This is a genomic window from Roseococcus sp. YIM B11640 (assembly GCF_049727625.1).
Lineage (GTDB): Bacteria > Pseudomonadota > Alphaproteobacteria > Acetobacterales > Acetobacteraceae > Roseococcus.
In genome coordinates this window covers 327,189-350,840 of sequence record NZ_JBBJOZ010000003.1, presented here as the reverse complement: position 1 = coordinate 350,840, position 23,652 = coordinate 327,189, and the positions used below count along the sequence as shown (strand labels likewise).

General features: G+C 68.5%; 23 protein-coding genes. 16 read left to right on the top strand and 7 right to left on the bottom strand.

What is annotated here, in order from left to right; all coding sequences use genetic code 11:
• The first annotated feature begins 39 nt into the window (after window positions 1-39).
• Window positions 40-741 carry a glutathione S-transferase gene (locus WJM96_RS15575; protein WP_424813436.1) on the top strand — a complete coding sequence of 234 codons (702 nt, stop codon included), beginning with the start codon at window positions 40-42 and terminating at the stop codon, window positions 739-741.
• Window positions 742-784: 43 nt separating this feature from the next.
• On the opposite strand, the gene WJM96_RS15570 is transcribed toward WJM96_RS15575, so the two are convergent.
• Window positions 785-1,624 (bottom strand): exodeoxyribonuclease III, encoded by an 840-nt coding sequence (locus WJM96_RS15570; protein ID WP_424813435.1) that lies wholly within the window; start codon window positions 1,622-1,624, stop codon window positions 785-787.
• Between the two features lie 56 nt (window positions 1,625-1,680).
• Between WJM96_RS15570 and WJM96_RS15565 the strand changes: the two genes are divergently transcribed.
• On the top strand, window positions 1,681-1,863 hold the full coding sequence (locus WJM96_RS15565) for a hypothetical protein (protein ID WP_424813434.1): 183 nt from the start codon (window positions 1,681-1,683) through the stop codon (window positions 1,861-1,863).
• A 33-nt stretch (window positions 1,864-1,896) separates the two neighbouring features.
• On the opposite strand, the gene WJM96_RS15560 is transcribed toward WJM96_RS15565, so the two are convergent.
• Window positions 1,897-2,295, bottom strand: a complete 399-nt coding sequence (locus WJM96_RS15560) for a response regulator (RefSeq protein ID WP_424813433.1) — start codon at window positions 2,293-2,295, stop codon at window positions 1,897-1,899.
• A gap of 362 nt (window positions 2,296-2,657) precedes the next feature.
• On the opposite strand from WJM96_RS15560, the gene WJM96_RS15555 reads away from it, so the two are divergent.
• The 9 genes from WJM96_RS15555 to WJM96_RS15515 are packed head-to-tail and all read left to right on the top strand — an operon-like array spanning window position 2,658 to window position 13,828.
• Window positions 2,658-4,442 (top strand): methyl-accepting chemotaxis protein, encoded by a 1,785-nt coding sequence (locus tag WJM96_RS15555; RefSeq protein WP_424813432.1) that lies wholly within the window; start codon window positions 2,658-2,660, stop codon window positions 4,440-4,442.
• A 3-nt stretch (window positions 4,443-4,445) separates the two neighbouring features.
• On the top strand, window positions 4,446-5,870 hold the full coding sequence (locus WJM96_RS15550; protein ID WP_424813431.1) for a chemotaxis protein CheW: 1,425 nt from the start codon (window positions 4,446-4,448) through the stop codon (window positions 5,868-5,870).
• Window positions 5,867-6,952 carry a chemotaxis-specific protein-glutamate methyltransferase CheB gene (gene cheB, locus WJM96_RS15545; RefSeq protein WP_424813430.1) on the top strand — a complete coding sequence of 362 codons (1,086 nt, stop codon included), beginning with the start codon at window positions 5,867-5,869 and terminating at the stop codon, window positions 6,950-6,952. Before WJM96_RS15550 ends, cheB begins: the two co-directional genes overlap by 4 nt.
• Entirely contained in the window at window positions 6,949-7,803 is an 855-nt protein-coding gene (locus WJM96_RS15540; RefSeq protein ID WP_424813429.1) for a CheR family methyltransferase, read from the top strand. The genes cheB and WJM96_RS15540 overlap by 4 nt, the downstream gene beginning before the upstream one ends.
• Complete coding sequence (locus WJM96_RS15535; protein ID WP_424813428.1) at window positions 7,793-9,694, top strand: chemotaxis protein CheA; 1,902 nt, start codon at window positions 7,793-7,795, stop codon at window positions 9,692-9,694. The genes WJM96_RS15540 and WJM96_RS15535 overlap by 11 nt, the downstream gene beginning before the upstream one ends.
• Window positions 9,691-9,951 carry a hypothetical protein gene (locus WJM96_RS15530; protein WP_424813427.1) on the top strand — a complete coding sequence of 87 codons (261 nt, stop codon included), beginning with the start codon at window positions 9,691-9,693 and terminating at the stop codon, window positions 9,949-9,951. Before WJM96_RS15535 ends, WJM96_RS15530 begins: the two co-directional genes overlap by 4 nt.
• 43 nt (window positions 9,952-9,994) lie before the next feature.
• Complete coding sequence (locus WJM96_RS15525) at window positions 9,995-10,378, top strand: response regulator transcription factor (RefSeq protein ID WP_424813426.1); 384 nt, start codon at window positions 9,995-9,997, stop codon at window positions 10,376-10,378.
• Entirely contained in the window at window positions 10,375-11,013 is a 639-nt protein-coding gene (locus WJM96_RS15520; protein ID WP_424813425.1) for a chemotaxis protein CheC, read from the top strand. Before WJM96_RS15525 ends, WJM96_RS15520 begins: the two co-directional genes overlap by 4 nt.
• A gap of 19 nt (window positions 11,014-11,032) precedes the next feature.
• The gene (locus WJM96_RS15515; RefSeq protein WP_424813424.1) at window positions 11,033-13,828 is read left to right on the top strand and encodes a PAS domain S-box protein; all 2,796 of its coding nucleotides are present in this window, start codon (window positions 11,033-11,035) and stop codon (window positions 13,826-13,828) included.
• A 132-nt stretch (window positions 13,829-13,960) separates the two neighbouring features.
• Here WJM96_RS15515 and WJM96_RS15510 read toward each other — a convergent pair whose 3' ends face one another.
• The 3 genes from WJM96_RS15510 to WJM96_RS15500 are packed head-to-tail and all read right to left on the bottom strand — an operon-like array spanning window position 13,961 to window position 16,800.
• Entirely contained in the window at window positions 13,961-14,755 is a 795-nt protein-coding gene (locus WJM96_RS15510) for an ABC transporter ATP-binding protein (RefSeq protein WP_424813423.1), read from the bottom strand.
• Window positions 14,749-15,753, bottom strand: coding sequence for an ABC transporter permease (locus tag WJM96_RS15505; RefSeq protein ID WP_424813422.1), 1,005 nt, complete (start codon window positions 15,751-15,753; stop codon window positions 14,749-14,751). Before WJM96_RS15505 ends, WJM96_RS15510 begins: the two co-directional genes overlap by 7 nt.
• A gap of 3 nt (window positions 15,754-15,756) precedes the next feature.
• Window positions 15,757-16,800 (bottom strand): ABC transporter substrate-binding protein, encoded by a 1,044-nt coding sequence (locus WJM96_RS15500; RefSeq protein WP_424813421.1) that lies wholly within the window; start codon window positions 16,798-16,800, stop codon window positions 15,757-15,759.
• Window positions 16,801-17,193: 393 nt separating this feature from the next.
• Here WJM96_RS15500 and WJM96_RS15495 point away from each other — a divergent pair, with 393 nt between their 5' ends.
• From WJM96_RS15495 to WJM96_RS15475, 5 genes are all read left to right on the top strand, one after another.
• Window positions 17,194-17,367: a hypothetical protein gene (locus WJM96_RS15495; protein WP_424813420.1), complete on the top strand. Its 174-nt coding sequence runs from the start codon at window positions 17,194-17,196 to the stop codon at window positions 17,365-17,367.
• Between the two features lie 122 nt (window positions 17,368-17,489).
• Window positions 17,490-18,320: a TauD/TfdA dioxygenase family protein gene (locus WJM96_RS15490; RefSeq protein WP_424813419.1), complete on the top strand. Its 831-nt coding sequence runs from the start codon at window positions 17,490-17,492 to the stop codon at window positions 18,318-18,320.
• Between the two features lie 67 nt (window positions 18,321-18,387).
• A complete protein-coding gene (locus WJM96_RS15485) occupies window positions 18,388-19,398 on the top strand; it encodes an isopenicillin N synthase family dioxygenase (protein WP_424813418.1) in 1,011 nt (336 codons plus the stop codon).
• Window positions 19,395-20,363 (top strand): Bug family tripartite tricarboxylate transporter substrate binding protein, encoded by a 969-nt coding sequence (locus WJM96_RS15480; protein WP_424813417.1) that lies wholly within the window; start codon window positions 19,395-19,397, stop codon window positions 20,361-20,363. The genes WJM96_RS15485 and WJM96_RS15480 overlap by 4 nt, the downstream gene beginning before the upstream one ends.
• 97 nt (window positions 20,364-20,460) lie before the next feature.
• Complete coding sequence (locus WJM96_RS15475) at window positions 20,461-21,258, top strand: class II aldolase/adducin family protein (protein WP_424813416.1); 798 nt, start codon at window positions 20,461-20,463, stop codon at window positions 21,256-21,258.
• 86 nt (window positions 21,259-21,344) lie between these two features.
• Here the strand turns inward: WJM96_RS15475 and WJM96_RS15470 are convergent, their stop codons facing one another.
• The gene (locus WJM96_RS15470; RefSeq protein WP_424813415.1) at window positions 21,345-22,325 is read right to left on the bottom strand and encodes a tripartite tricarboxylate transporter substrate binding protein; all 981 of its coding nucleotides are present in this window, start codon (window positions 22,323-22,325) and stop codon (window positions 21,345-21,347) included.
• Window positions 22,326-22,336: 11 nt separating this feature from the next.
• A complete protein-coding gene (locus WJM96_RS15465; RefSeq protein WP_424813414.1) occupies window positions 22,337-23,641 on the bottom strand; it encodes an O-acetylhomoserine aminocarboxypropyltransferase/cysteine synthase family protein in 1,305 nt (434 codons plus the stop codon).
• Window positions 23,642-23,652 lie beyond the last annotated feature (11 nt).

The following is a 23,652-nucleotide window of genomic DNA, read 5'->3' as shown; positions in this document are numbered from 1 at the left end:
CGTTGTTGACGAGCATCCAACCCACGCGGAGCGCCGAAGATGCCTGATTACGATCTGTACTACTGGTCCGTGCCGTTCCGCGGCCAATTCGTCCGCGCCGTCCTGGCCCATGCCGGCAAGGAATGGACCGAAGCCGGGGATGCCGCCATCTCCGAACTGATGGCCGGTCCAGTCAAGCGCATGCCCGTTCCGTTCATGGGGCCGCCCCTGCTGATTGACAGGAAGGCGGACGTCGCCATCGCCCAGATGCCGGCGATCATCCTCTATCTCGGCGAGACGCTGGACCTCATGCCCGCCACCCCTGCCCTGCGCGCCCTGACCATGAAGGTCGTCCACGACGCCAACGACGTGATCGACGAGATCACCCTCGACGGCGGCCGCCAGATGTGGACGGACACGCGCTGGCAGGACTTCGTCCCGCGGCTGAAGAAGTGGATGTCGCTCTGGGAAGAGATGGGCCGGCGCCATGGGCTGAAGCGCAACTCCGGCTTTCTGCTGGGCGGGGAAGCGGCGGGCGTCGCGGACGTCGTCACGGCCACCCTTTGGTCGACTATGAGCGACCGCTTCCCCCACATCGGTGCGATCATGAAGGAAGCGGCGCCCGTGACGGCAGCCCTCGCCCGACGGGTCAGCGCATTGCCTCCCCTCTCGCGGCTGGCAGCACAAAGCCGGGAAAAATACGGCGAAGCCTATTGCGGCGGCCGCATCGAGGCGTCGCTGCGTAAGGTTCTCCATGCATGACCAACCGCATTTCCATACCGGAGTCGGACACTGGCGCGGGTTGTCAGCCTTTGGTCCGACGCATGCCGCGGCCTGATCGCCTGTGTGTCCCGGGCGCCAGCTCGATCCAGGCCGGCGCGTGATCGCTGGCGCCCTCCCGGCCACGAACATCGCGGTCCACGCCGCCCGCCGCCAGCCGGGGCTGCAAAGAGGGGCTCACCAGCAGATGATCGATACGAAGGCCTGCGTCGCGCGGCCAAGCCTCTCGCTTGTAGTCCCAAAACGTATAGGGCGCGTGGTCCGGGTGCAGGGCGCCCAACGCATCCGTCCATCCCTGGTCGAGCAAGCGGCGGAAGGCAGCCCGGGGCGCGGGCTGCAGAAGGGCGTCCCGCGCCCAGGAGCGCACGGCGTAGATGTCGGCATCCGTCGGCACCACGTTGTAGTCGCCGGCGAGCACGACGGGCGCCCCCGATGCCAGGAGCGTGGCGGCATGGGCCGCAAGCCGTTCCATCCACGCGAGCTTGTAGTCGAACTTGGGCCCGGGATGCGGATTGCCATTGGGCGCGTAAAGGCAGCCCACGATGACCCCACGGACAGCGGCCTCGATATAGCGAGCCTGGGCATCCCGTGGGTCGCCGGGGAGCGCACTGCGGGTGACGACTGGCTCGGCGCCGCGGCACAGGATGGCAACGCCGTTCCACGTCTGCTGCCCATGCCAGGCCGCGTGATACCCGGCATCTCGGAGAGCCCCGGCGGGGAGGGCGGTTTGCGGCGTCTTGAGCTCCTGAAGACACACGATATCCGGCTCGCTCTCGGTCAGCCAGGCCAGGAGGTTGGGGAGCCTCCGCAGGACGTTGTTGATATTGAAGGTGGCGATCTTCAATCCGGCGGACCCAAGGGACATGGCGGGGAAACGCGCCGATCTCCCATACGTTGAGAACAGCACGCAGGAGGACCGTCATGCCAGCCAAGCGCGAACTTATCGATACGGGGACCGACAAGCGCTACGTGCGCCGGGACAAGAATGGGCGCTTCAAGGAGGTGGAGGATGTCGGGCGCTCCCTGACGGCCGACCGCCGGCGGAAGGCCAAGACGGCGGCCAAGCCCGGCCAGGGCGACAAGGGCGATCGCAAGACGCACTGAGCAGCTAAGCGGCCGGGCGTCAAAATCCGGGCATCAGCCGGGCGCGTCCAGGGCCTTCTGGATCGCGGCCTGCAACCGGCTCTTTTCGTAGGGCTTGCGAAGAAAGCTGAGATTCGCGTCGAGGCCCGAAGGGAGTTCCGAGTATCCCGTCGCCACGAGCACGGGCAGGCCGGGCTGCCTGTCGCGGGCGATGCGCGCGAGTTCGGCGCCATCCATGCCCGGCATGGACAGATCTGTGATGAGGAGATCGACAGGGCGCTCGTCCAACAGCCTCAGGGCCTCCGCCCCGGAACTCGCCTGCAGGACGGTGTAGCCCAGATCCGCTATCATCGCGCTGCCGACCATGGAGATGATCAACTCGTCCTCGACGAAGAGGATCGTCTTCTCGCCGGGCCGGCGTGAACCTCCATCTGTCGTATCGGTAGCAGTCATCGTGTCTCCGGCCAGTCGGGTCTCGACAGCCTATCCGGCATCGTCTGCCGATGATCAAGGCGGGCCATAGCTTCCCATATTCGCATGGATCAGAATCCGAACCGCCTTTTCCGGCTCATGGGCGCTCGCGAACAAACATGTTTGAATGTATCGCCAATCACGGGTGACAGCGCGGCATGACCGCTGGCGCTCAGGTCGGCACGCGGCGACAAGGATCGGATATGCCTCTGGTGAAAACGACGACGCTGGCGCGGCAGCCGAAGACAGGCCCTGCGGAACCGGCGCAGCCCGCTCCGGCCAAGAGCGTCGTCGCCCCGCCGAGCCGCAAGACATTCTCCCGCCAGCAAACCGCGGGTGAACGAATGGCAGCCGCAAGCTTCGAGCTCGCGGGAGGCGTCACCGAGGCGGCCGCCGCCGTCGAGGAACTTCGGCGCGCGCTCGGCCAGATCGCGACGGGCGCGGAAGAAGCGGCAGGAGCGGCGCATGAATCCCTTGCCTCCGTGGTCTCGATGGCAAGATCATTCGGCGAAGCGCGAGAGAAGGCGGAGGCATCGCGCCAGCGTACCGAGGCCATGCAGGTCCTTCTCACGCAGACAGGCACCGCGATTGAATCCTCCATCCGCGCCGTGGGCATCGCCGCCCATCGGCAGCGGGGCAGCGTCGAAGTGGTGGCTGCGCTGGAAGCGCACGCGGCGCGGATCGGCGAGATTACCCAGGGTGTCGCGGACATCGCGGATCAGACGAACCTGCTCGCCCTGAACGCCGCCATCGAGGCCGCCCGTGCCGGTGACCAAGGCCGCGGCTTCGCCGTCGTGGCGGATGAAGTCCGAGGCCTGGCCCAGACGGCCGAGCGGCGCTCGCTGGACATCCAGGGCCAGGCCGATGGCATTGCGGCCAGCGTACGGGAAGTCGCCACCCGGCTCCGGTCCGCCGCCGACCGGGCGGAGACCGAGGCCAAGGCCGCGTCCCGCGTTTCGGAGATGCTGGGCGTCGTGCAAAAGGAGATGGCGACTCTCGCCGGGGAGAGCCAGTCGATCCTGATCGCGTCCGTCGAAGCGGCAACCGCCGCCAGCGAGACGCGGCGCGGAGCCGAAAGCGTCTCCAGCGCGGCCGAGGAGCAGGCCTCCGCCGCTGCGGAGGCACAGCGCGCCGTGCAGCAGCAGGGGCAATCGCTGGAGCAGAGCCAGCTCGCCTCTTCCACGCTCGCCGAGATGACGGAACAGCTGGTCAAGGGCGATGGCCAGGCCGAAGCCGTCCAGGAGGTGGCCGCCGCCGCGGAACAGCTCTCGGCCATGGTGCAGGAACTCTCCGGCTCGGCTGGGGAGATCCTCGTCGCCGTGGACCAGATCAGCCGTGGCGCGCAGACGCAGGCCGCTGCCACTCAACAGGCGGGCGCCGCCATGGCGCAGATCGAGAGGTCGGCCCGCGCCTCCTCCTCAGCCGCCCAAGCCGCCGCGGGCCGCGCGGCCGCTGTCGCGGAGCTCATTGCCGGGGGGCGAACCGCTGTCGGTGCGCTCATCGCGGGCGTGGCCTCCGCCCTCGAGGAGAATCTGTCGGTTCAGGCCATCATCGAGCGCATGGAGGCCGAGGCCGGCGCGATCGGCAGGATTGTCGACGGTCTCGCCCTGATTGCGGTGCAGACGACCCTGCTCGCGACCAGCGGCGCCATGGAGGCCGCGCGCGCCGGCGAGGAAGGCCGGGGCTTCGCCCTGGTCTCGGGCGACATCCGCAGCTTGGCGCGGGACGCCGCGCAGAACGCCGACCTGGCGCGCGACCTCGTCTCCACGATCGTCGCGCAGATCAGCCGCGTGCGCCGGGACATCGACCAGATCTCGGCGCTCAGCGAGGCGGAGGTGGAAAGAAACCGCACCATCGACGGCAGAATGGCGGCGATGGAAGCCGAAACCACCGCGCTCAAGAATGGCGCGAACGACGTCGCGCGCGGAAGCGAGGCGATCCTGGCTGCCAGCGGGCAGGTCCTCGCCGGCATGACCCAGATCGCGGCCGCCGCGGAAGAGGCGAGCCGCGCCGCCGCACAAGCCGCGACGGCCGCCCGCCAGCAGTCCCAGGGCGCGGAGGGCTTGGCCGCCGCGATCGAGGAAATCGCGCTGCTCGCCGGTGAGTTGCACAGCTCGGCCAAAGGCTGAGACGTGGAGCGCGAAAGCCAGCGACTCACGGTCAGGGCTGGCCAAGCCCAGGTGGCGTTGCCGGCCAGCCAGATCGCCGAGGTGATCCGGAGGCCGCGGATCACCCGCGTTCCCAACGCCCCTCCTGTCCTGCTCGGCGTCACGCATCTGCGAGGCACGGTCCTGCCCGTCGTGTCGCTGCGCGGCCTGCTGGAAGGGGAAGGCGCCGCTGCGACGGCCGAGCAGATCGTAGTGCTGCGTCACGATCCGCTGGTGGCCTTGGCGGTCGATGCGATCCAGGCGCTGCGCTCCGTCCAGACCGATAAGGCGGAGCCCGGCGACCGCGTTCTGGTCGGCGAAGAGGATGGCGGCCGATGGCTGGACCTCGGAAGCGTCCTGCGGGAGCGCCTGGGGGCTTTCCGCGGCCAGGACCGGGGGCTGCCGGCGAGGCGAGAGGCCAGGACCACGGATGCGGCCGCGGACCTGGCCTTCCTGGCCTTCGCCCTGTCCGGCCAGGATTACGGCCTGCCGCTGGATGCGGTGGCCGAGGTGCTGGCGCTGCCGGCTTCGCTGACGGCGTTGCCGCATTCCGAGGATGTTCTGCTCGGCGTCTTTCCATGGCGCGACCGCATCCTGCCGGCCCTGTCGCTGCGAAGACTCCTGGGCCTGCCGACCCGCGCGCCGACATCGGCCGATCGCGTGATCGTCGCGCGCGTCGGTGGGCATTTGCTGGCCCTGGTGGTGGACCGCGTCGACACCATCCTCCGCGCGCCCCGCGAACGCCTCTCGCCGGCGCCGAGTCTCTTCAACAAGGCAGGCGGCGAGGCGCGGATCGACCTCGTGCTGCGGCTGGCCGACGAGCGCGGCCTCGTCTCCATCCTGGCGCCGGAGCGCGTCCTGGCGGATGAGCGTGTGGCGAAGCTGCTGGGCGCCACGGAACAGAACAAGGACGAAGCCGTGGCCCGCAGCGCATCCTCCTCGCAGCGCGAGCGCTTCCTCGTGATCCGGCTTGGCCCCGAGGCCTACGCCCTGGCGCTGGAAGCTGTGGACGAGGTCGTGCGGATGCCGGCAACGCCGACCAGGCTGCCCAAGGCTCCCGCCTATGTGCGCGGCGTGATGAATCTCCGTGGCCGCGTGATCCCCCTCATCGACCAGCGGCGCCGCTTCGCCGTGGAAGGAGAATCCAGCGGCGGGCGCGTCGTCGTTCTCACGATAGGTCCCCTTCAGGCGGGCTTCGTGGTGGACGCCGCGTCCGAGATCCTGGAAGTCGAGGCGGAGGACCTGATGCCCGCGCCCGACTTGTCAGAGGGCGGCCATCCCCTCTTCCGCCGGGCCGCGCGCCTCGACCGGGAGGGCGAGGTCGTCCTGGTGATCGATCCTGCCGTGCTGCTCGACCGCGCGGAGGCCGACCTGCTGAGCGATCTCGCATCGAGTTCCCGCGACCCGTGATCAAGCTTCTCATCGCCGACGATTCCGCCCTGATGCGCCGTGTCCTGGGCGACATCTTCCGCGAAGCGGGCGGCTTCGAGATCGCCCTCGCCCGCGATGGCGTCGAGGCGCTGGAGCGTTTGCACGCCTTCCATCCCGACGTCGTCACGCTCGACGTTCAGATGCCCCGCATGAACGGGCTGGAATGCCTCGATCGCATCATGATCGAGCGCCCGACGCCGGTGGTCATGGTTTCCTCACTGACGTCCGACGGCGCCGATGCGGCGCTGGAAGCACTGGACCTCGGCGCTGTCGACATCGTGGCCAAGCCCGGCGGCACGATCACCCTCGCCCTGCACGAGCTTGCGCCGGCTCTCCTGGAGAAGGTCCGGGCCGCCGCCTTGTCCCGGGTCCGGCGCTCCCACCGCCTGGCGGAGCGGCTGCGGGCGCGGCGGCCTTCGCTGCCCGCCCCCCGGCCCCCCGCCCCTGGCCCTCAGCCACCGCGAAACCCTGCAACGGGCCGCCCGCTCGACATGGTCATCATCGGGACCTCCACCGGTGGCCCGCCAGCGCTCGAAAAGGTGCTGGGCAAGCTGCCCGCCGATTTCCCGTGCCCCGTTCTGGTGGCGCAGCACATGCCGGCGACCTTCACCGCCTCCCTCGCCCAGCGGCTCGACGGGCTCTGTGCGCTGAGGGTGACGCATGTGGATCGGCCGACGCCTGTCGCCCCCGGCAGCGTCTACATGGCGCGTGGCGACGCGGACATGATCGTGAGCCTGCGTGCCGATGGCCCCGTCGTGCTGCCGACACCCTCCAGCGCCGAGCATCGTTGGCATCCCAGCGTGGACCGGCTGGTGTCCAGCGCACTTGCACACCTGCCCGCCGAGCGCCTCGCTGGCGTGTTGATGACGGGTATGGGCAATGACGGTGCCACCGCGATGACGGCGCTACGCGCAGCGGGCGGCGCGACCATCGCCGAGGCCGAGGAAACCGCCGTGGTCTGGGGCATGCCCGGAGAACTGGTCCGGGCGGGGGGCGCGGACTACGTCCTGCCCCTCGAAGACATCGCGCGGCAGTTGGTGCAGATCGTGACCCCGTCGTGAGCCAGAGCACGACCCCGCTGGTGACGGCGGCCGATCTGCGGCGCCTTTCCGACTTCCTGTACCGCGTGACGGGGATGATCTTCGGCGAGAGCAAGCGCTACTACATCGAACGCCGCCTGGCGGACCGCTTGGCCGCCACCAACACGCCCGATTTCGCCGGCTATTTCGAGGTCCTGCAGACACAGGCGGCGGAGCGCGAGGCGCTGATCAACGCATTCACGGTGAACGAGACTTATTTCTACCGCGAAGAGCATCAATTAGCCTGCCTCAGCCGCTCCCTCCTGCCGGATCTGATCCGGACGCGCCGGCCTGGCGACAGGATCCGCATATGGTCCGTGCCCTGCTCGACCGGCGAGGAGGCCTACTCCATCGCCATTTGGTTGCTGGAGAACTGGCGCCTCGTCGACGCCTACCACATCGAGATCGTCGGATCCGACATCGACACGCGTGCCCTGCAGGCCGCGAAGGAGGGGATCTTCGGAGAGCGCGCACTCTCGCGCCTGCCGCGCGCCTTGGTCGAAAGCTATTTCGGGCCGGTCCACCATGACCGGCGGGAGATCATTCAGGACCTGAAGGAATCCGTCTCGTTCACCCAGGCCAATCTGGTGGACGGGGCCAGTCTCGCGGCGCACGGGGTCTTCGACGTCATCTTCTGCCGCAACGTGCTGATCTATTTCGACGACGAATCCCGGCTCATCGCAGCGCAGAACCTCTACGACCGCCTCGCGCCGGGCGGTTATCTCTGCCTCGGCCATACCGAATCCATGAGCCGGATCAGCGATCGCTTCGCCGTGCGCCGGTTCGAGGATGCCGTCGTCTTCCAGCGGCCGGACAATGCCGATGGCCGATGAGCTGATGGCCCAGTTCCTGGTCGAGGGGCGCGAGCTGGTCGCGGATGCGGCACGCGAGCTCGCCGTGCTGGCACGCGATCCGGGAGACGCCATGGCACTGGATGGCTGTTTCCGCTCGATCCACACCCTCAAGGGCTCCACCGGCCTCTTCGATCTGGCCCCTATGGGGGCCATGCTTCACGCAGCCGAAGACCTGCTCGCGGCCATCCGTAGCGGACGCCCCGCCGGTTCCCACGATTTTGCGGCCTTGGTCGAGGCCGTGGACCAGACGGACCGCTGGCTCGATGCGCTGGAGCGGGATGGTGCGCTGCCTGAGGGCTCCGTGCAGCTATCGCAAGCCGCCATCGCGCGCTTCGGCGCCCGGGACGGGACATCGTCTTCCGAACCTGCGCCGACGGCGGATTGGCGCGTCCCGCCCGAATTCGCCGGACTGGCTGGCACCGCCATTCGCTACGTGCCGCGGCCCGACGCCTATTTCGCCGGCGACGACCCGCTCGCCATCATCGCGGCCGTACCCGCGATCCTGGCGCTCAAGATTTCACCGCGGGACGAGTGGGGTTCGCTCGAATCCTATGATCCGTTTGCCTGCAATCTCGTCCTCGAAGCCGTGTCCTCCGCGCCGCGTCCGGAGATCCAGGCCGCGCTCCGCCTGGTTGGAGACCAGGTGGAGTTGGCCACGCTGGCGCCTGCCCGGGCAGCCCCGGCGGCGGAGGGCGGCAGCGCGCGCCGGACCTTGCGCGTGGATGCTGCGCGCGTCGACCGGCTGGCCGGACTGGCGGACGACCTCGTCATCGCGAAGAGCGGGCTCGCGGAGCTGGCCGCCGAGGCGGAGAAACTCGCCGGCGGCCGCGCTCTCGGCCAATTGCTGCGGGAACGGCAGGCGCAACTGGACCGGCTGGTCGGGGATCTTCACGCAACAGTCGGGACGGTGCGGCTCGTCCCCCTGTCGCCCCTGTTCGACCGCTTCCCTCGCCTGGTCCGGGACATCGCACGCTCCTTGTCCAAATCCGTCGAGCTGGAGCTGGAAGGCCGTGAGACCGAGGTGGACAAGGCCATCGTGGACAGGCTCTTCGATCCTCTGCTCCACGTCCTGCGCAATGCCGTGGACCATGGTGTCGAGGCGCCGGCGACGCGGCGCGCGAGCGGCAAGGCCGAGCAGGGCCGCATCCGCCTATCTGCACGGCCGGATGGAGACCGCGTGGTCATCGAGGTCACCGATGATGGCGCGGGCATCGATCCGGCGCGCATCCGCGCGGTCGCCGTCGCCCGTGGCCTCGTCCTGCCCGAGGTCGCGGAGGCGCTGGGCGATGCCGCCGCCCTCGATCTGATCTTCACACCCGGCTTCTCCACGGCCGCTTCGGTCAGCGAGGTGTCGGGCCGCGGCGTGGGCATGGACGTGGTACGCGCCGCGGCCTCCGGCCTGGGCGGGCAGGTGGAAATCCTTGGCGAGGCCGGCCGGGGCACGACGGTGCGCTTCGTGCTTCCCGCAACATCCCTGCTCACACCTGTGATGGTCATCGCCTGCGGCCCGGACCGGTTCGGCGTGGCGCTGGCCGATGTCGAAGAAACAACGCGCGTGACCAAGGACCGCATCCACGAGGTGAGGTCCGGCCGCGCCTTCCTGTTCCGGGACCACCCCCTTCCCCTCATTTCCCTCGGCGAGCTCGTCGGTGCAGGGGCGCCGGCCGGCGCTGCGGCCGAGCGTGTGCTGGTGGCGCGCATCGGCGACGAGCTGGTGGGCTTCGCGGTGGACGCGATCATCGACCGCATGGACGCAGTGGTGCGCCCCCTGAACGGCCTGCTCGCCGGGGCACCGGGCGTCATAGGGACGACCGTGCTCGCCGATGGCGCGGTTCTGATGGTTCTGAACCTCCGGGAGCTCGTGGCGTGAGCGTGGTGCGCGACGGGACCATCATCCGCCTCGAAGGCCCCTGCCGGGTCGAGGATGCGGAGCCGCTGGTGGCGCTGCTGCAACGGATGCCAGGCTCGACCGTTGACCTGACATCATGTGAGGCACTCCATTCGGCCGTGCTGCAGGCCCTGCTCGCGTTCAGGCCGAAAATCACGGGCAACCCCCGCGCGCCGTTCCTGGCGCAATGGCTTCCCGCGATCACGGGGCAGAGACAATCCGAACCTCCCGGGGCATAATTGAACAACACGCAAGTATTGCGTGAATGTCAGGAGAATATTGATGATGGCGACGGTACTGATCGTCGATGACAGCAAGCTGGCGCGTATCGTGGTCGGGAAGGTGATCGCTGCACTGCAGCCGGACTGGAAGCGCGTCGAGGCCGGGAACGCCGACGAAGCGATGACCGTCATCGATACCCAGCCGGTGGACCTGGCAATTATCGACTACAACATGCCCGGCCGGGACGGGTTGGAATTGGCCGAGGAGATGCGCCGGCGTTTCCCCGCCATGCCGATCGCCATCGCGACGGCGAATATCCAGGACGAGATCGTAGCGCGGGCGCGGGCCGCGAACGCCGCCTTCATCGCCAAGCCCGTCACGGAGGATGCGGCACGCGGCTTCATCTCCGGCGCGGCGCTGCGGCTGAGATCCTCAGGACCATGAACGAGCACCTCGTTCCGCTGGAGGATCTCGAACGCGATGCATTGACCGAACTGGTCAACATCGGCGTCAGCCGCGCCGCGGCCAGCCTGCGAAAGATGGTAGGTCAGCAGGTGCTTCTCTCGGTCCCGTCGCTGGAGGTCGTCACCCGCCAGGGCGCCGCGACACTGATCCGGGAACGCGAGGCCGGCGAGCTCGTCGCCGTGAGCCAGGATTTCCGTGGCGTCTTCTCCGGGCGCGCGCTGCTCATCTTTCCGCAATCCAACAGCATGGCCCTTGTCCACGCGGTGACCGGCGGCGCGCTGGCGCAGACCGATGCCGCCCTCATGGAGGACGAGGCGCTGATGGAAACCGGCAACGTGGTGCTCAATAGCTGCCTGGCCACCATGGCCAACATGCTGAAGCAACCGCTGACGATGTCGCTGCCGCAGGTCATCCGCAGCAACGGGGCGCCTTTGTTCGAACAGACCGCCGCGTCCGACGATGACGGCGTGGTCCTCTTTCTCTACATCAATTTCGCGATCAACGATCGTGACATCCGCGGCTACATCGCCATGCTGATGGACGTGCCGTCGCTCCAGGCGCTGCGCATGCTCATCTCGGAGTTTCTTCGGCGGATTATCGGCGATGACATTTAGCGCCTAGGGAACCGCCTGCATGCCTGCGCGTTACGAGGCCGTGACTGAAAGTTCCACTCCAGAGCCCCAGGCAGATAACAGCTGGTCTGCTCGCGGCCAGGCTTTGCCGGCGCTCGGAGGTGCGTGGTTCGATGCCCTGGCCGGCTCGGGCACGGCGATGATCGTGACCGACGCGCGACTGCCCGATGATCCCATCATCTTCGTCAACAATGCATTCGAGGCCCTGACCGGCTATGCGTCGGAGGAAGCGCTCGGCCGGAACTGCCGGTTCCTGCAGGGGACGCCGGTCGAAGCGGCCTTGCTCGCACCGATCAGGGCCGCGCTCGCCGAAAATTCGACCGTGACGGCTGACCTGCCCAACCGGCGGCGAAACGGCGAGCCTTTCTGGAACCGGATTCGCCTCAGCACGATTTGCGATGAGCAGGGAGTTCCCGCCTTCCGCCTCGCCACCCTCGCCGACGTCAGCATCGAGTATTCCGACGCCTCAGGCGTGAGAGAGGGCCTGCGGCTCAACCACGTGAAGTCGGCTGAGGCCAGGGAAAGGCTTCGCGTCATCCAGGCCGTCGCCGGCGCCGCGGGGGCCTGGGAGTGGGGAATCGCGTCGAAGAAGCTGGTCGCGGACGCACGATTCGCCAGCATCTACGGAATCGACATCGCCGAGGCGGCCGCGGGGCTGCCGACATCGACCTTCTTCGGGCCCGTCCACGAAGACGATCGGACGCGGCTGAGGATCGCCGTCGCCGCAGCGCTTCACGGTGCCGAGGTATTCTCCAGGGATTATCGCATTCTTGTGGATGGCGAGATCAAGTGGGTCGCCGCACGTGGGCGAACTTTCCTGGACGCCCATGACACTCCGGTCCGATTTGCCGGCGTACTGACCGAAATCACGGAACAGAAAAAAGTCGAGGAGCGCCTGCACATCGCGCAAACGGCGGGTGGCGTCGGATCCTTCGAATATGTCGAGGGCTTCGGCACGGCCGACGTCTCCGACCAGTTCTGCCGGTTGCTCGGCCTTCGTCCCGCGGAGAACCTGCCCGTGCGCACGATCAACTCGGTCGTGCATCCGGACGATCCTCCTTTGATTCAAAGCCCCGAGGCGCGAAGCGGCTCGGGCGCCGCCTTTCAGGAATTCCGCATAGCCCGCGCGGATACAGGTGAAGAACGCTGGCTCGCGGTTCGCGGGGAGCACCGCGCCGCGCCCTCGGGCGGGACGATCTTCAGCGGCGTGATCTACGACATCACGACGACGAAGCAGTCCGAGCAGAAACTTCGTGTTCTTTCGGAGACGCTCGAGGAGCGCGTGGCCGAACGGACCCAGGAACGCGACAGGCTTTGGAACCTCTCGCCAGACCTCCTGAGCGTCGTCGGCCCCGACGGGACTCTCCGGGCGGTGAACCCCGCCTGGCCACATCTTCTGCTCTATCCCGCCTCGGAGCTGATTGGCGTGCCGCTACGAGACCTGGCGCTGGAGGATGACGCGCATGTCGTCGCGTCCCGCATCGCCGAGGTCCTGAGCGGGGAAGTGGCGGCCAACCTCGACATCCGGATGCGGTCGAAGGACGGGAGCTTCCGCTGGATCAGCTGGACGTTCGTGCCGGAAGGCGGGAACATCTACGGCATCGGCCGGGACATCACGCAGCGCAAGCTGCTGGAAGATCAGCTGCGGCAGAGCCAGAAGATGGAAGCCGTAGGCCAGCTCACAGGCGGCATCGCGCACGACTTCAACAACATGCTCACCGGCATCCTGGGCGGCGTCGACATGGCTCGTCATCGTGTCGCGCAGGGGCGCATGGACGATGTCATCCGCTTTCTGGACGCCGCCTTCCAGTCCGGGGAGCGCGCGGCCGCGCTGACCCACCGGCTGCTCGCCTTCTCCCGGCGGCAAAGCCTGGACAGCCGGCCGGTCGATGTTCGCGACCTGGTGAACTCCATTGAGGACTTGCTGCGGCGGACGCTGGGAGAACGCATCGAGTTGGTTGTAGACATAGCTCCCGATCTCGGCATGGCCGTGGCGGATGCCAATCAGCTAGAAAGCGCCATCCTCAATCTAGCGATCAACTCGCGCGATGCCATGCCAGCTGGCGGGCGATTGACCATCACCGCAAGGAACACATCCCTCGCGACGGGCCAGCCCGCACAGGGTGATAGGGCCGAGGCGGGAAATTACGTCGAGCTTTCCGTCACCGATACCGGCACGGGCATGCCGGCTGACGTGATCGCCAAGGCGTTCGACCCCTTCTTCACGACAAAGCCCCTGGGCCAGGGAACGGGCCTTGGCTTGTCGATGGTCTATGGCTTCGCGCGACAGTCTCGCGGCGACGTGGCAATTGAAAGCCGTGAGGGAGAAGGGACGCGCATCCGGCTTTCTCTTCCACGCCAGCCGGCGGTCGCTGAAGCGGCAATCGATTCCCCTCCCAAGACGGAGCTTTCCGGAACCGGCGAAACCATCCTGGTCATCGAGGACGATGTCGCGGTGCGGCTGGTGGTGCTTCAGCTCCTCGAGGAACTCGGATACTGCGCCATCGAAACCGCCGGGGAAGATGAAGCCCTGCCCATCCTCAAGTCGGATCGCCACATCGACTTGATGATCAGCGATGTCGGGCTGCCCGGAATGAGCGGCCGCGAAATCGCGGAGATTGCGCGCCAGACCCGGCCGACGCTCCCGGTTCTCTTCATGACGGGATACGCGAAGGAAGCCGCTGATCAGGCCAAGTTTCTGGCGTCCGGAATGGAACTGATCACGAAGCCCTTTGCGGTGAGCGATCTCGGGCTCCGGGTGAAGGCGATCCTGGCGGGAGCGCCGGTACCTCGTTGAGGGCTCCCGGTCAGGAGTGGCTACTCAGCCGGCCCGGTACGGCAAATCACGCCGGCCGGCGTGGACGCCGCCTCCACGACGGCGACAGCGCTGGCCGACAGAGCCAGCGCCAACAAGATGCCTCCGAGAAGGTCAATTCGTCGCATCGCCGACTCCCAGAAGGGCCAGGACCTCGCGCCGCTTGTTGACCAGATGCGGGTCATCGCGGTGGCGTGGATATTCGAGATCGACGGCAATCTCGGCGCGGATACGCGCCGGGCGGGGGCTGAACACCACCACGCGCGTGGCCAGCAGCAGCGCCTCCTCCACGTCGTGAGTCACCAGCAATGTGGTGAAGCGCTGACGCTGCCAGAGCCGCACCAGTTCGCCCTGCATGGCGATGCGCGTCAGGCTGTCGAGCTTGCCCAGGGGCTCGTCCAGGATCAGCAGCCGCGGCTCGTTCACCAGCGCGCGGGCGAGCGCCGCACGCTGCGCCATGCCGCCCGAGAGTTGGTGCGGATAGGCCGAGGCGAAGCCTCCCAGCCCCACCAGCTCCAGCGCCTCGTCCACCCGGCCGCGTTGCGCCTTGAGTAGTCCCCGCGCCTCCAGACCCAGCGCGGCGTTCTTCCAGACGGTGCGCCAGGGATAGAGCGTCGGGTCCTGAAAGACCACGACGCGCGAGGGATCGGGGCCGGTTACCTGCGCCGCATCCACCAGCAGCTCGCCCTCCGCCGGTGGCTCCAGCCCCGCGACCAGGCGCAGCAGCGTGGACTTGCCGCAGCCCGAAGGGCCCAGCAGCGCCACGAACTCGCCCGGCGCCACGCTGAGAGAGACGTCATCCAGCACGGGCAGAGGCTCGCCCTTCAGCTGGTAGCGGTGGCTGACGTGATTCACGTCCAGCGCCGCGCCCACCGTGCGGGCGGGGCGCTCGAGGGTGTCGATCACCATTTCACGACGCCCTTCTGCCAGGAGAGCAGCCGGTCACGCAGGCGGAAGAGCAGCGTGATGAGCGCCGAGCACATCAAGGCCATCACCAGCAGGGCCGCGTACATATTGCCGTAGGCTGCCCACCCCTGCGCCCAGCTGAGGTACCAACCGAGGCCCGAGCGCACGCCCAGCATCTCCGCCACCACCAGCACGGCGAAGCTGGAGCCGAGCCCCATGAAAAGGCCCACGAAGACGTGCGGCAGCGCGGCTGGCACCGCGACCTTCAGCACCAGGAAGCGCTGCTTGGCGCCCAGCGTCCGCGCCACGTCGTAGAAGTCCGGATCCACCGACGCGACGCCCGACCAGGTGAGCACCGCCACCGGGAAGCCGGTCGCGAGCGCGATGAGGAAGGTGCTGGCGCTCGCGGAGGAGGGGAAAAGGAAGAAGGCCAGCGGCAGCCAGGCGGTGGCCGGCAGCGGCCCCACCAGCCGCATCACCGGATGGGCCCAGTAGCCGAAGCGCGGCGACCAGCCGAGGCCGAGCCCCACCAGGAAGCCCACTGCCGCGCCAAGCGCATAGCCTCGCGCCAGCAGCCAGAGCGAGGCCAACACGCTCTGGGACAGGCGCGGCCAGTCGTCGAGATAGACCTCCACCAGCTGCTGCGGCGGCACGAAGAACGGCATGGGCAGCAGCGAGAGCTTGGCCGTGATGAGCTGCCAGACCGCGAAGAAGAGGCCCAGCGCCACGAACCACGGCCCGAGCGGCTGCACCTTCCGGAACAACGGTGGAAGCAGCGGCCCGATCAGGGCCAGCACCAGGAAGGCACCGGCGATGGCGGCCTGCGCGATGGCGAAGGGCTCCGTCTGCGCCCATTCGATGATGTCGACCTGGTCGGGAAAGTGGTGGGTCACGAAGGCGGCCAGGGCCCAGCTCGCCGAAGCGAGGAGGCCCGGCCACCACGGAAGCGGCCAACGGACCGCAAGGGATGCCCCGCCGGCGATGGGAACCGAGGTGCTCACGGCTCAGGCGAAGACGTTGGCCGTGATGCGCTCCGCCATGCGCGCGGGGTCGGTGTTGGCGCGGATGACGTTGATGCGCTTCAGGTCGGTGATGTAGGCCTGGAGTTCGTCGCGCAGCTGCGTGCCAACGGGGCTGTGGCCATGCGTGTGGCTCTCCAGGATCTCGCGCATCTCCGTCACGCTGACGCCGCCGGGGGCATAGGCGGCAAAGGTGCGCGCGGCGATGTCATGATCGCGGCTCACCAGCGTCTGCGCGTCCACCAGCGCCTGGGAGAGCGCGGCCGCCACCGGGCGGTTGCTGCGGATGAGGCTGCCGCGCACGCCGAGTACGCAGCAGGCGCGATCGGCGTAATCCTCGCTGAGGTTGGTCGAGACCTCGATGAGGTTGAGGCGCTTGCGGTACTGGTAGGCGAGCGGGTCGCCGAGAGCCACCGCCTGCACCTCGCCGCGGCTAAGCGCCAACTCGAACACGTTCGCGGGGAAAACCTTCCAGGTGACGTCGCGGTCCGGGTTGATGCCGTGGCGGGCGAAGAGGATGGAGAAGAAGTTCTTGTCCGGCGCGGCCATGTCGGTGACGGCGATGGTCTTGCCGCGAAGGCTCGCGATGTCCTCGGTGATGCCGGTTCCGCGTCCGCCCAGCAGGCGCATGCAGCCGCCATGCGTGCCTGCGGTGATCTTCACGTCGAAGCCCTGCTCCAGCGGCTTCAGCCAGCGCAGCGCCATTCCCACGCCCGCATCGGCATGGCCGGTGGCGATCGCCTCCAGCAGCGCCTCGGTGGAGGCGCCGAAATTGATGAGCTCCACGTCGAGATTGTAGCGCGCGAAGATTCCCTCGCGATCCGCGACGGCGATGGGCGAGGTGCAGAGCGCGGTCGCATTCCAGGTGAGCTTCAGCTTCACGCGCTCGGGCAGCGGCGCGACCGCTGGCGTGGCGGCGGCGGGAGTGGCCGCGCCGTGATGATGGTGCTGGGCGAGGGCCGGCGTGGCGGCAAGCCCGGCCGCGCCGGCAAGAAGCGCGCGCCGGCCGTGGAGGCGGAACTGGGACATGGGGTTCTCCGTGCGGCGAGGCCGCGTCGTGGGATTGGCCAAGGGGTGAGGCGGTTCGGTCGGCGGAACCGGGTCAACAGCTCCGACTGAGGGCGGGCCGGACCGGATGGAGCGCAGCGATGCGGGACTCAGACATACGGGCTTCCTGGATGACCACGGGGATCGAGCGGCACAATTTCACGGTGTAAAATGAGAGTCAATTAGTTATAACTTTTAATTATCGTTCTTTTTGCAGCGCCCGTACGGCCAGGACCTTCAAGCAAACGCTTACCCACGGTCCTGCGGCGGGGCAGAGCCTGATAGGGCTCTCGAACTCTCCAGCGGGACTCGACAAACTCGATCCGCTAATTCACCATGTTGTTATGGATTATATGCAATGGACGTAAAATGGAGGTGAATGAGGTCCCGCATGCCGTCCCCAGCCGGCCGCGCGAAGCGCAGGAGCACGCCCGGGACGTCACGCTCAGCGAATTCGACGCGCCCCGGATGTGGATGCCTGCCGGCGAGCTCTCGCTGATCACCGTAGGTGTCTTCCTGCTCGTCGCCCTCATCGTGGCGCTGACCTGACCGCATGCCTCGCCCGTCCGACCGATGTCGTCCTGCACCCGCCGGTCCCTGAGCCGGCGAACCGATTACCGCGCCCATTATCGAAGCGCCTCCCCCGCCGGCGCATCCCGAAGGACAGGACCATGACCTACGAAACCCTGACGCTGCACCGCGTCTCGCCGCATGTCGGCGCCGAGGTGCGCGACATCGACATCACCCGCCCCCTGACCAACCGGCAGGTCGAAGAGCTGCATCGGGCCCTTGGCGAATTCGGCGTGCTCTTCTTCCGGGACCAGCGCTTCGACCATGACAGCCAGAAGCGCTTCGGCCGCTATTTCGGCGAGCTCGATATCCATCCGAACACGCCAGGCCCCGAGGGTCATCCCGAGATCCTGCCCATCCATGCCGACGCGAACTCCAAGGTCATCGCTGGCGAGAAGTGGCACAGCGACGTCTCCTGCTTCCAGGAGCCGCCGCTCGGCTCGATCCTGCATATCCACACCACCCCGCCGCACGGCGGCGACACGCTCTTCGCCAGCCTGGCCGCAGCCTACGAAGCGCTCTCGCCAAGGCTGAAGGTCTATCTGGACGGGCTGACCGCCTTTCACTCCGGGGAGCGCAACTACCGCCGCCGCAACGCGCTGAACGGCATCGACGATCGCGGCCGCATCTTCCCGAGCGCGGTGCATCCCGTCGTGATCCGCCACCCCATCTCGGGCCGCAAAGGCCTCTACGTGAACCGGCTGTTCACCTACCGCATCAACGAGGTGAGCGAGGAGGAGAGCGAGGCGATCCTCAACTATCTCTGGCAGCATGCCGAGAAGCCGGATTTCCAGATCCGCTTCCGGTGGGAGCCCAACTCCGTCGCCTTCTGGGATAACCGCGCAGTCCAGCACCTCGCGATCTGGGACTACTTCCCCCATACGCGCAGCGGATCGCGCGTCACCGTCAAAGGCGGGAGCCTCGCGGCATGAGGGACGCCCACCGCGTATCAGCGCGGCACCAGACGAGCCGGCCTATCCCCATCCTGGAGTTCCTGGAATGACGTCGCCTTCCCTTCCCGTCCTCGACCTCTCGCGCCTCGGCGGGCCCGACCACTCGGCCTTCCTGGCGGAGCTGCGCGAAGCTGCGCGGAATGTCGGCTTCTTCTACCTGGTCGGCCATGGCGTTCCGGCGCAGCTTGAGGCGGATCTCTGGCGCGAGGCACGCGCCTTCTTCGCGTTGCCCGAGGCCGAGAAACTCTCGGTCGAGATGATCAACTCGCCGCACTTCCGCGGCTATACCCGCGCGGGCCGTGAGATCACGCGCGGCGCGCCCGATTGGCGCGAGCAGTTCGACATCCATGCCGAGCGCGAGACCCTCCCGCAGACGCCTGGCGCCCCGCCCTGGACACGCTTGCAGGGGCCGAACCAGTGGCCCGCCGCCCAGCCCGCGCTGCGGCCAGCGCTGCTCGCTTGGCAGGCGGCGCTCACCGCCGTCGCGATCCGCCTGCTTTCCGCCTTCGCCGAGGCGCTGGAGCAGCCGGACGACAGCTTCGAGGAGATCACCCGCGACCGGCCGAACCAGGCCATGAAGATCATCCGCTACCCGGGCCGCGCGGCGGGCGAGAGCGATCAGGGCGTGGGGGCGCACAAGGATAGCGGGCTGCTGACCCTGCTGGTGCAGGATGCGGTCGGCGGCCTGCAGGTGCAGGGGGAGAACGGCTGGATAGACGCGACGCCCATCCCTGGCGCCTTCGTCGTGAATATTGGCGAGCTGCTGGAGCTCGCCTCCAACGGCTACCTCAAGGCCACGGTGCACCGCGTGGTGAGCCCGCCAGGCGGGCGCGACCGGCTCTCCATCGCCTTCTTCCTCGGCGCCCGGCTGGATGCGGAGGTACCATTGCTGGCGCTGCCGCCGCATCTCGCCGCCGAGGCGACGGGTCCCACGGCGGATCCGCAGAACCCCCTCTTCCGCAATGTGGGCGAAAACTACCTGAAGGGCCGCCTGCGCTCGCACACCGACGTGGCAGAGCGCTACTACGCGGACCTGCTGGCGGGGGCGCCGGCATGATCCGCCGACGCAGCCTCCTCGCGGGCGCCACGGCGGCGCCGCTCGTGGTGCGCAACGCTTCCGCCGCCGCCTGGCCGACGCGCCCGGTGCGGATCATCGTGCCCTTCGCGGCCGGCGGCTCCGTGGACGTGATGGGCCGTGTGATCGCCCAGCGCCTGCAGGAGCGGACGGGCCAGACGGTTACCGTCGAGAACCGCAGCGGCGCCAACGGTACCGTGGGCGGCATCGCGGTGGCGACCTCCGCGCCGGATGGCCACACGCTGCTCGTCTCGGCAAGCATCCAGACGGTCGCGCGGCTGGTGATGAAGAGCCCGGGCTATGACCCGCTGACCGACCTCAAGCCCATCGCACGCACGGGCGAGGGGCCGGTGCTCGTCGCCATCAACCCGAACCGCCCACAGCGCACGCTGGCCGAGGTCGCGGAAGCGGCCCGGGCGCGGCCGCTGGAATGGTCCTTCGGCGTGGGCTCGCTGGGTTCGGCCGGGCATCTCGGCACGGTGGAGCTGGTGCGCCAGATCGGCGCCGACCTCGCCATGGTGCCCTATCGCGGGACCGCGCCGGCGCTCGCGGACCTGCTGGGCGGCAGCATCGGCGCGCACATGGACCCGATGCTGGCTATGCTGCCGCCGGTCCGGTCCGGCACGCTGCGTGGCCTGGCCGTCACCGCGCCGCGGCGGCTGGAAGCGGCGCCCGAGCTTCCCACCACGGCCGAGGCCGGATTCCCGAGCGTGGACGCGCATTCCTGGTGGGCCGTCTGGGCTCCGGGCCGCCTGCCGGCCGAGCTCGCGGACCGCATCGCGGGCGAGGTCGGGCAGATCGTGGCCGAGCCCGGCGTGCAGGAACGTCTGAAGGGCCTCGGCATTGTGCCGCTTTTCCAGAAGGGCGCGGAGCTCGACGCCTATATCGCGCAGGATTTCGCGCGGGCGGAGGCGCTGCTGCGCCTCGCCCGAGTCGAACCGGAATGAGGCCCGCTTACCCATGGCGGCGCAGCGGCGGCCGATGCCGATGTCGGCACCCGGCCGCCTGCGAACCTCTCAACCCCGGTAATCGAAAGCATCGACCATGAACCAGATCAGCTCACCCAGCCGCGCGGGCGCGGAGTTCCTCTCGTTGCTCCGCAACGGCCCGCCCGAACGCTCGGTCGAGGAGGAGCGGCTGCACCGGAAGCAGCGCCTCGCCGCCACCTTCCGGCTCTTCGCCCGCTACGGCTACGACCAGGGCCTCGCCGGCCATGTGACGGCACGTGACCCCGAGAAGCTCGACCACTTCTGGGTGAACCCGCTCGGCTTTCACTTCGGGCGCATCCGCGTCTCCGACCTCATCCTCGTGAACGATCATGGTGATGTGGTGGAGGGTTCCCATGCGGTGAACCGCGCGGCTTTCGCGATCCATTCCGCCATTCATGCGGCGCGGCCGGACGTGGTGGCCGCCGCACACACGCATTCGACGCATGGCAAGGCCTTCTCGACACTGGGCAAGCTGCTCGACCCGCTGACGCAGGATTCCTGCGCCTTCTACGGCTCCCACAGCCTGTTCGACGACTTCACCGGCGTCGTGCTCGAGGAATCCGAGGGCCAGCGCATTGCCGCCGCGCTGGGGCCGCACAAGGCCGTGATCCTGAAGAACCATGGGCTGCTGACGGTGGGCCAGTCGGTCGAGGCCGCGGCCTGGCGCTTCATCGCGCTGGACAATGCGGCACGCACGCAGCTGCTGGCAGAAGCCGCCGGCACGCCGCAGCATATCCGGCCGGAGGTCGCGGCGCACACCGCATCGCAGGTAGGCAATGAGCGCGGCGGGATCCTGAGCTTCCATCCGCTCTGGGACAAGATCACCAGCGAGGAGCCGGATCTGCTCGGCTGACCTGCTTTGGGCTAGCCGCGCCGATGCGCGTCGGCCCGAGGTTGGACGCTAAAGCCGGCCCGAGGCTGAGCCTCGGGCCGAAGCTCTCAGCCTCCCACGCTCACGATCCCACGCGCGAAAGCGCGGCGGGAGGCCAGTTCCTGTTCCAGGCGCGCGGTGACTTCCGCGCCTGTCTGCAACACCGCGCGATTGCCATTGCCGTCCGTCACCGCGCGGAAGGCCTCGCTGCGGGTGGCGTTGGCTAGCCCTTCGCGGAGACGCTCCACGATGGCCTGCGGCGTGGCGGCCGGGGCGAAGAAGCCGTTCCAAACCGTGAAGTCGGGCTCCGTCAGGCCGAGCTCCGCCGTGGTCGGAACGTCCGGCAATTCCGGCAGGCGATGGCGCCCGATCACCAGCAGGGGGCGCAGGCGCCCGTCCCGGTGGTGCGGGCCGGCCGTAGGATAGTCCGCACTGCCGATCTGGACGTGACCGGCGACGAGATCTGTCACCTGCGGTGCCGTGCCGCGATAGGGCACCTTCACCAGCTCCAGCGCATAATGCCGAGCCAGTTGCTCCACCGCCTGCTCGGAGACCGAGCCGCTGCCGGTGGTGCCGAAGGCCAGCCGCGGCTTGCTGGCGTCCCGAGCCCGCGCCAGCAGCGCATCGAAGTTCGAGATGCCCAGCGCGGGATGTGCCCAAAGGATGCTGGAGCTCTCGACGAAGATGCCGATGGGGGTGAAGTCGCGCAGCGGGTCGAACTGTACGGTCTCGCCCAGCGCCACCACGCTGCCGATGAAGGCGGTGAGGTTCGGCACCAGCAGGGTGTAGCCATCCGCGGCGCTCCGCGCGACGTACTGGATACCGACGGTGCCGGTGGCGCCCGTGCGGTTGTCCACCACGAAGGGCTGGCCGAACTGCGCGGAGAGCTCGCGCGCCAGTGCGCGCCCGTAGGTATCGGTCGGGCCTCCGGCAGGCCAGGGCACGACCAGCTTCACCGGACGGCTCGGCCAGACGTCGGTCTGCGCCAGCGCCGGGGCGGCGAGCGGCGAGAGCGCTGCGAGGCGCAGCAGGTTCCGGCGGTTCATCATGGGAAGCGTCCTCACTCGGCGGCCTGCGGCAGCGCGATATGGTCGAAGGCCTGGTCCAGGTCCTCCAGGATGTCGTCGATATGCTCGAGGCCGATCGAGAGGCGCACATAGCCGGGCGTCACGCCCGTCGCGCGCTGCTCCTCCTCGGAGAGCTGGCTGTGCGTCGTGCTGGCCGGATGGATCGCGAGGCTGCGCGCGTCGCCGATATTGGCGACGTGGTAGAACAGTTTCAGCGCGTCGATGAGCCGCGCGCCCGCGCGCGCCCCGCCCCGAAGCTCCACGCCCAAGAGCCCGCCGTAGCCGCCATTGAGGTAGCGGTCGGCCCGCGCGCGAGCCTCGCCGCCCTGCTGCGAGGGGTGGATGACGTGCCGCACCTCCGGCCGCCGCGCCAGCCATTCGGCCACCGCCCGTGCATTGGCGGAGTGCTGGCGGACGCGCAGTGGCAGCGTCTCGATCCCCTGCAGGATCTGGAAGGCATTGAAGGGCGAGAGCGGCGCGCCGAGGTCCCGCTGCACGGAGCTGCGGACCGCCGCGATATAGGGTGGCACGCCGAGCTTCGGCGCGGCCTCGGTCCAGACCGCACCGTGGTAGCTCGGGTCGGGCTGGGTCAGCAGCGGCTGGCGTTCCGGATGCGCCGTCCAGTCGAAGCTGCCGCCATCGACGATGGCGCCCGCGATGGAGGTGCCATGGCCGCCGAGATACTTCGTCGCGGAGTAGACGAGGATCGCCGCCCCATGCTGCAGCGGCTGCGCCAGGAAGGGTGCCGCCGTGTTGTCGAGGATCAGCGGGATGCCGAGCGGCCGGCCGATGGCCGCGACCTCGGCGATGGGGAAGACCTGCAGCTTGGGGTTGGGCAGCGTTTCGCCGTAATAGGCCCGCGTGCGCTCGTCCGTCGCGCGGGCGAAGTTCTCCGGCTCCGACGGATCGACGAAGCGGACCTCGATGCCCTGGCGCTTCAGCGTATTGGCGAAGAGGTTCCAGGTGCCGCCGTAGAGGTCCGTGCTGCTGACGATATTGTCACCCGCCTGCGCCAGCCCCAGCACGGAGAAGGCCGAAGCCGCCTGGCCGGAGCCGAGGGCCAGCGCCCCCGCGCCACCCTCCAGGGCGGCCAGGCGTTGCTCCAGCACGGCCACCGTCGGGTTGCCGGTGCGCGAGTAAATGTAGCCGAGTTGCTCCAGCCCGAAGAGACTGCGCGCGTGCTCGCTATCGGCGAATTGGTAGGACGTGGTCTGGTAGATGGGCACCGCGACAGCGCCGTTGGTCGGGTCCGCGCGCCAGCCGGCGTGCAGGGCCTGGGTTTCGGGGCGATAGGCCATGGGGACTCTCC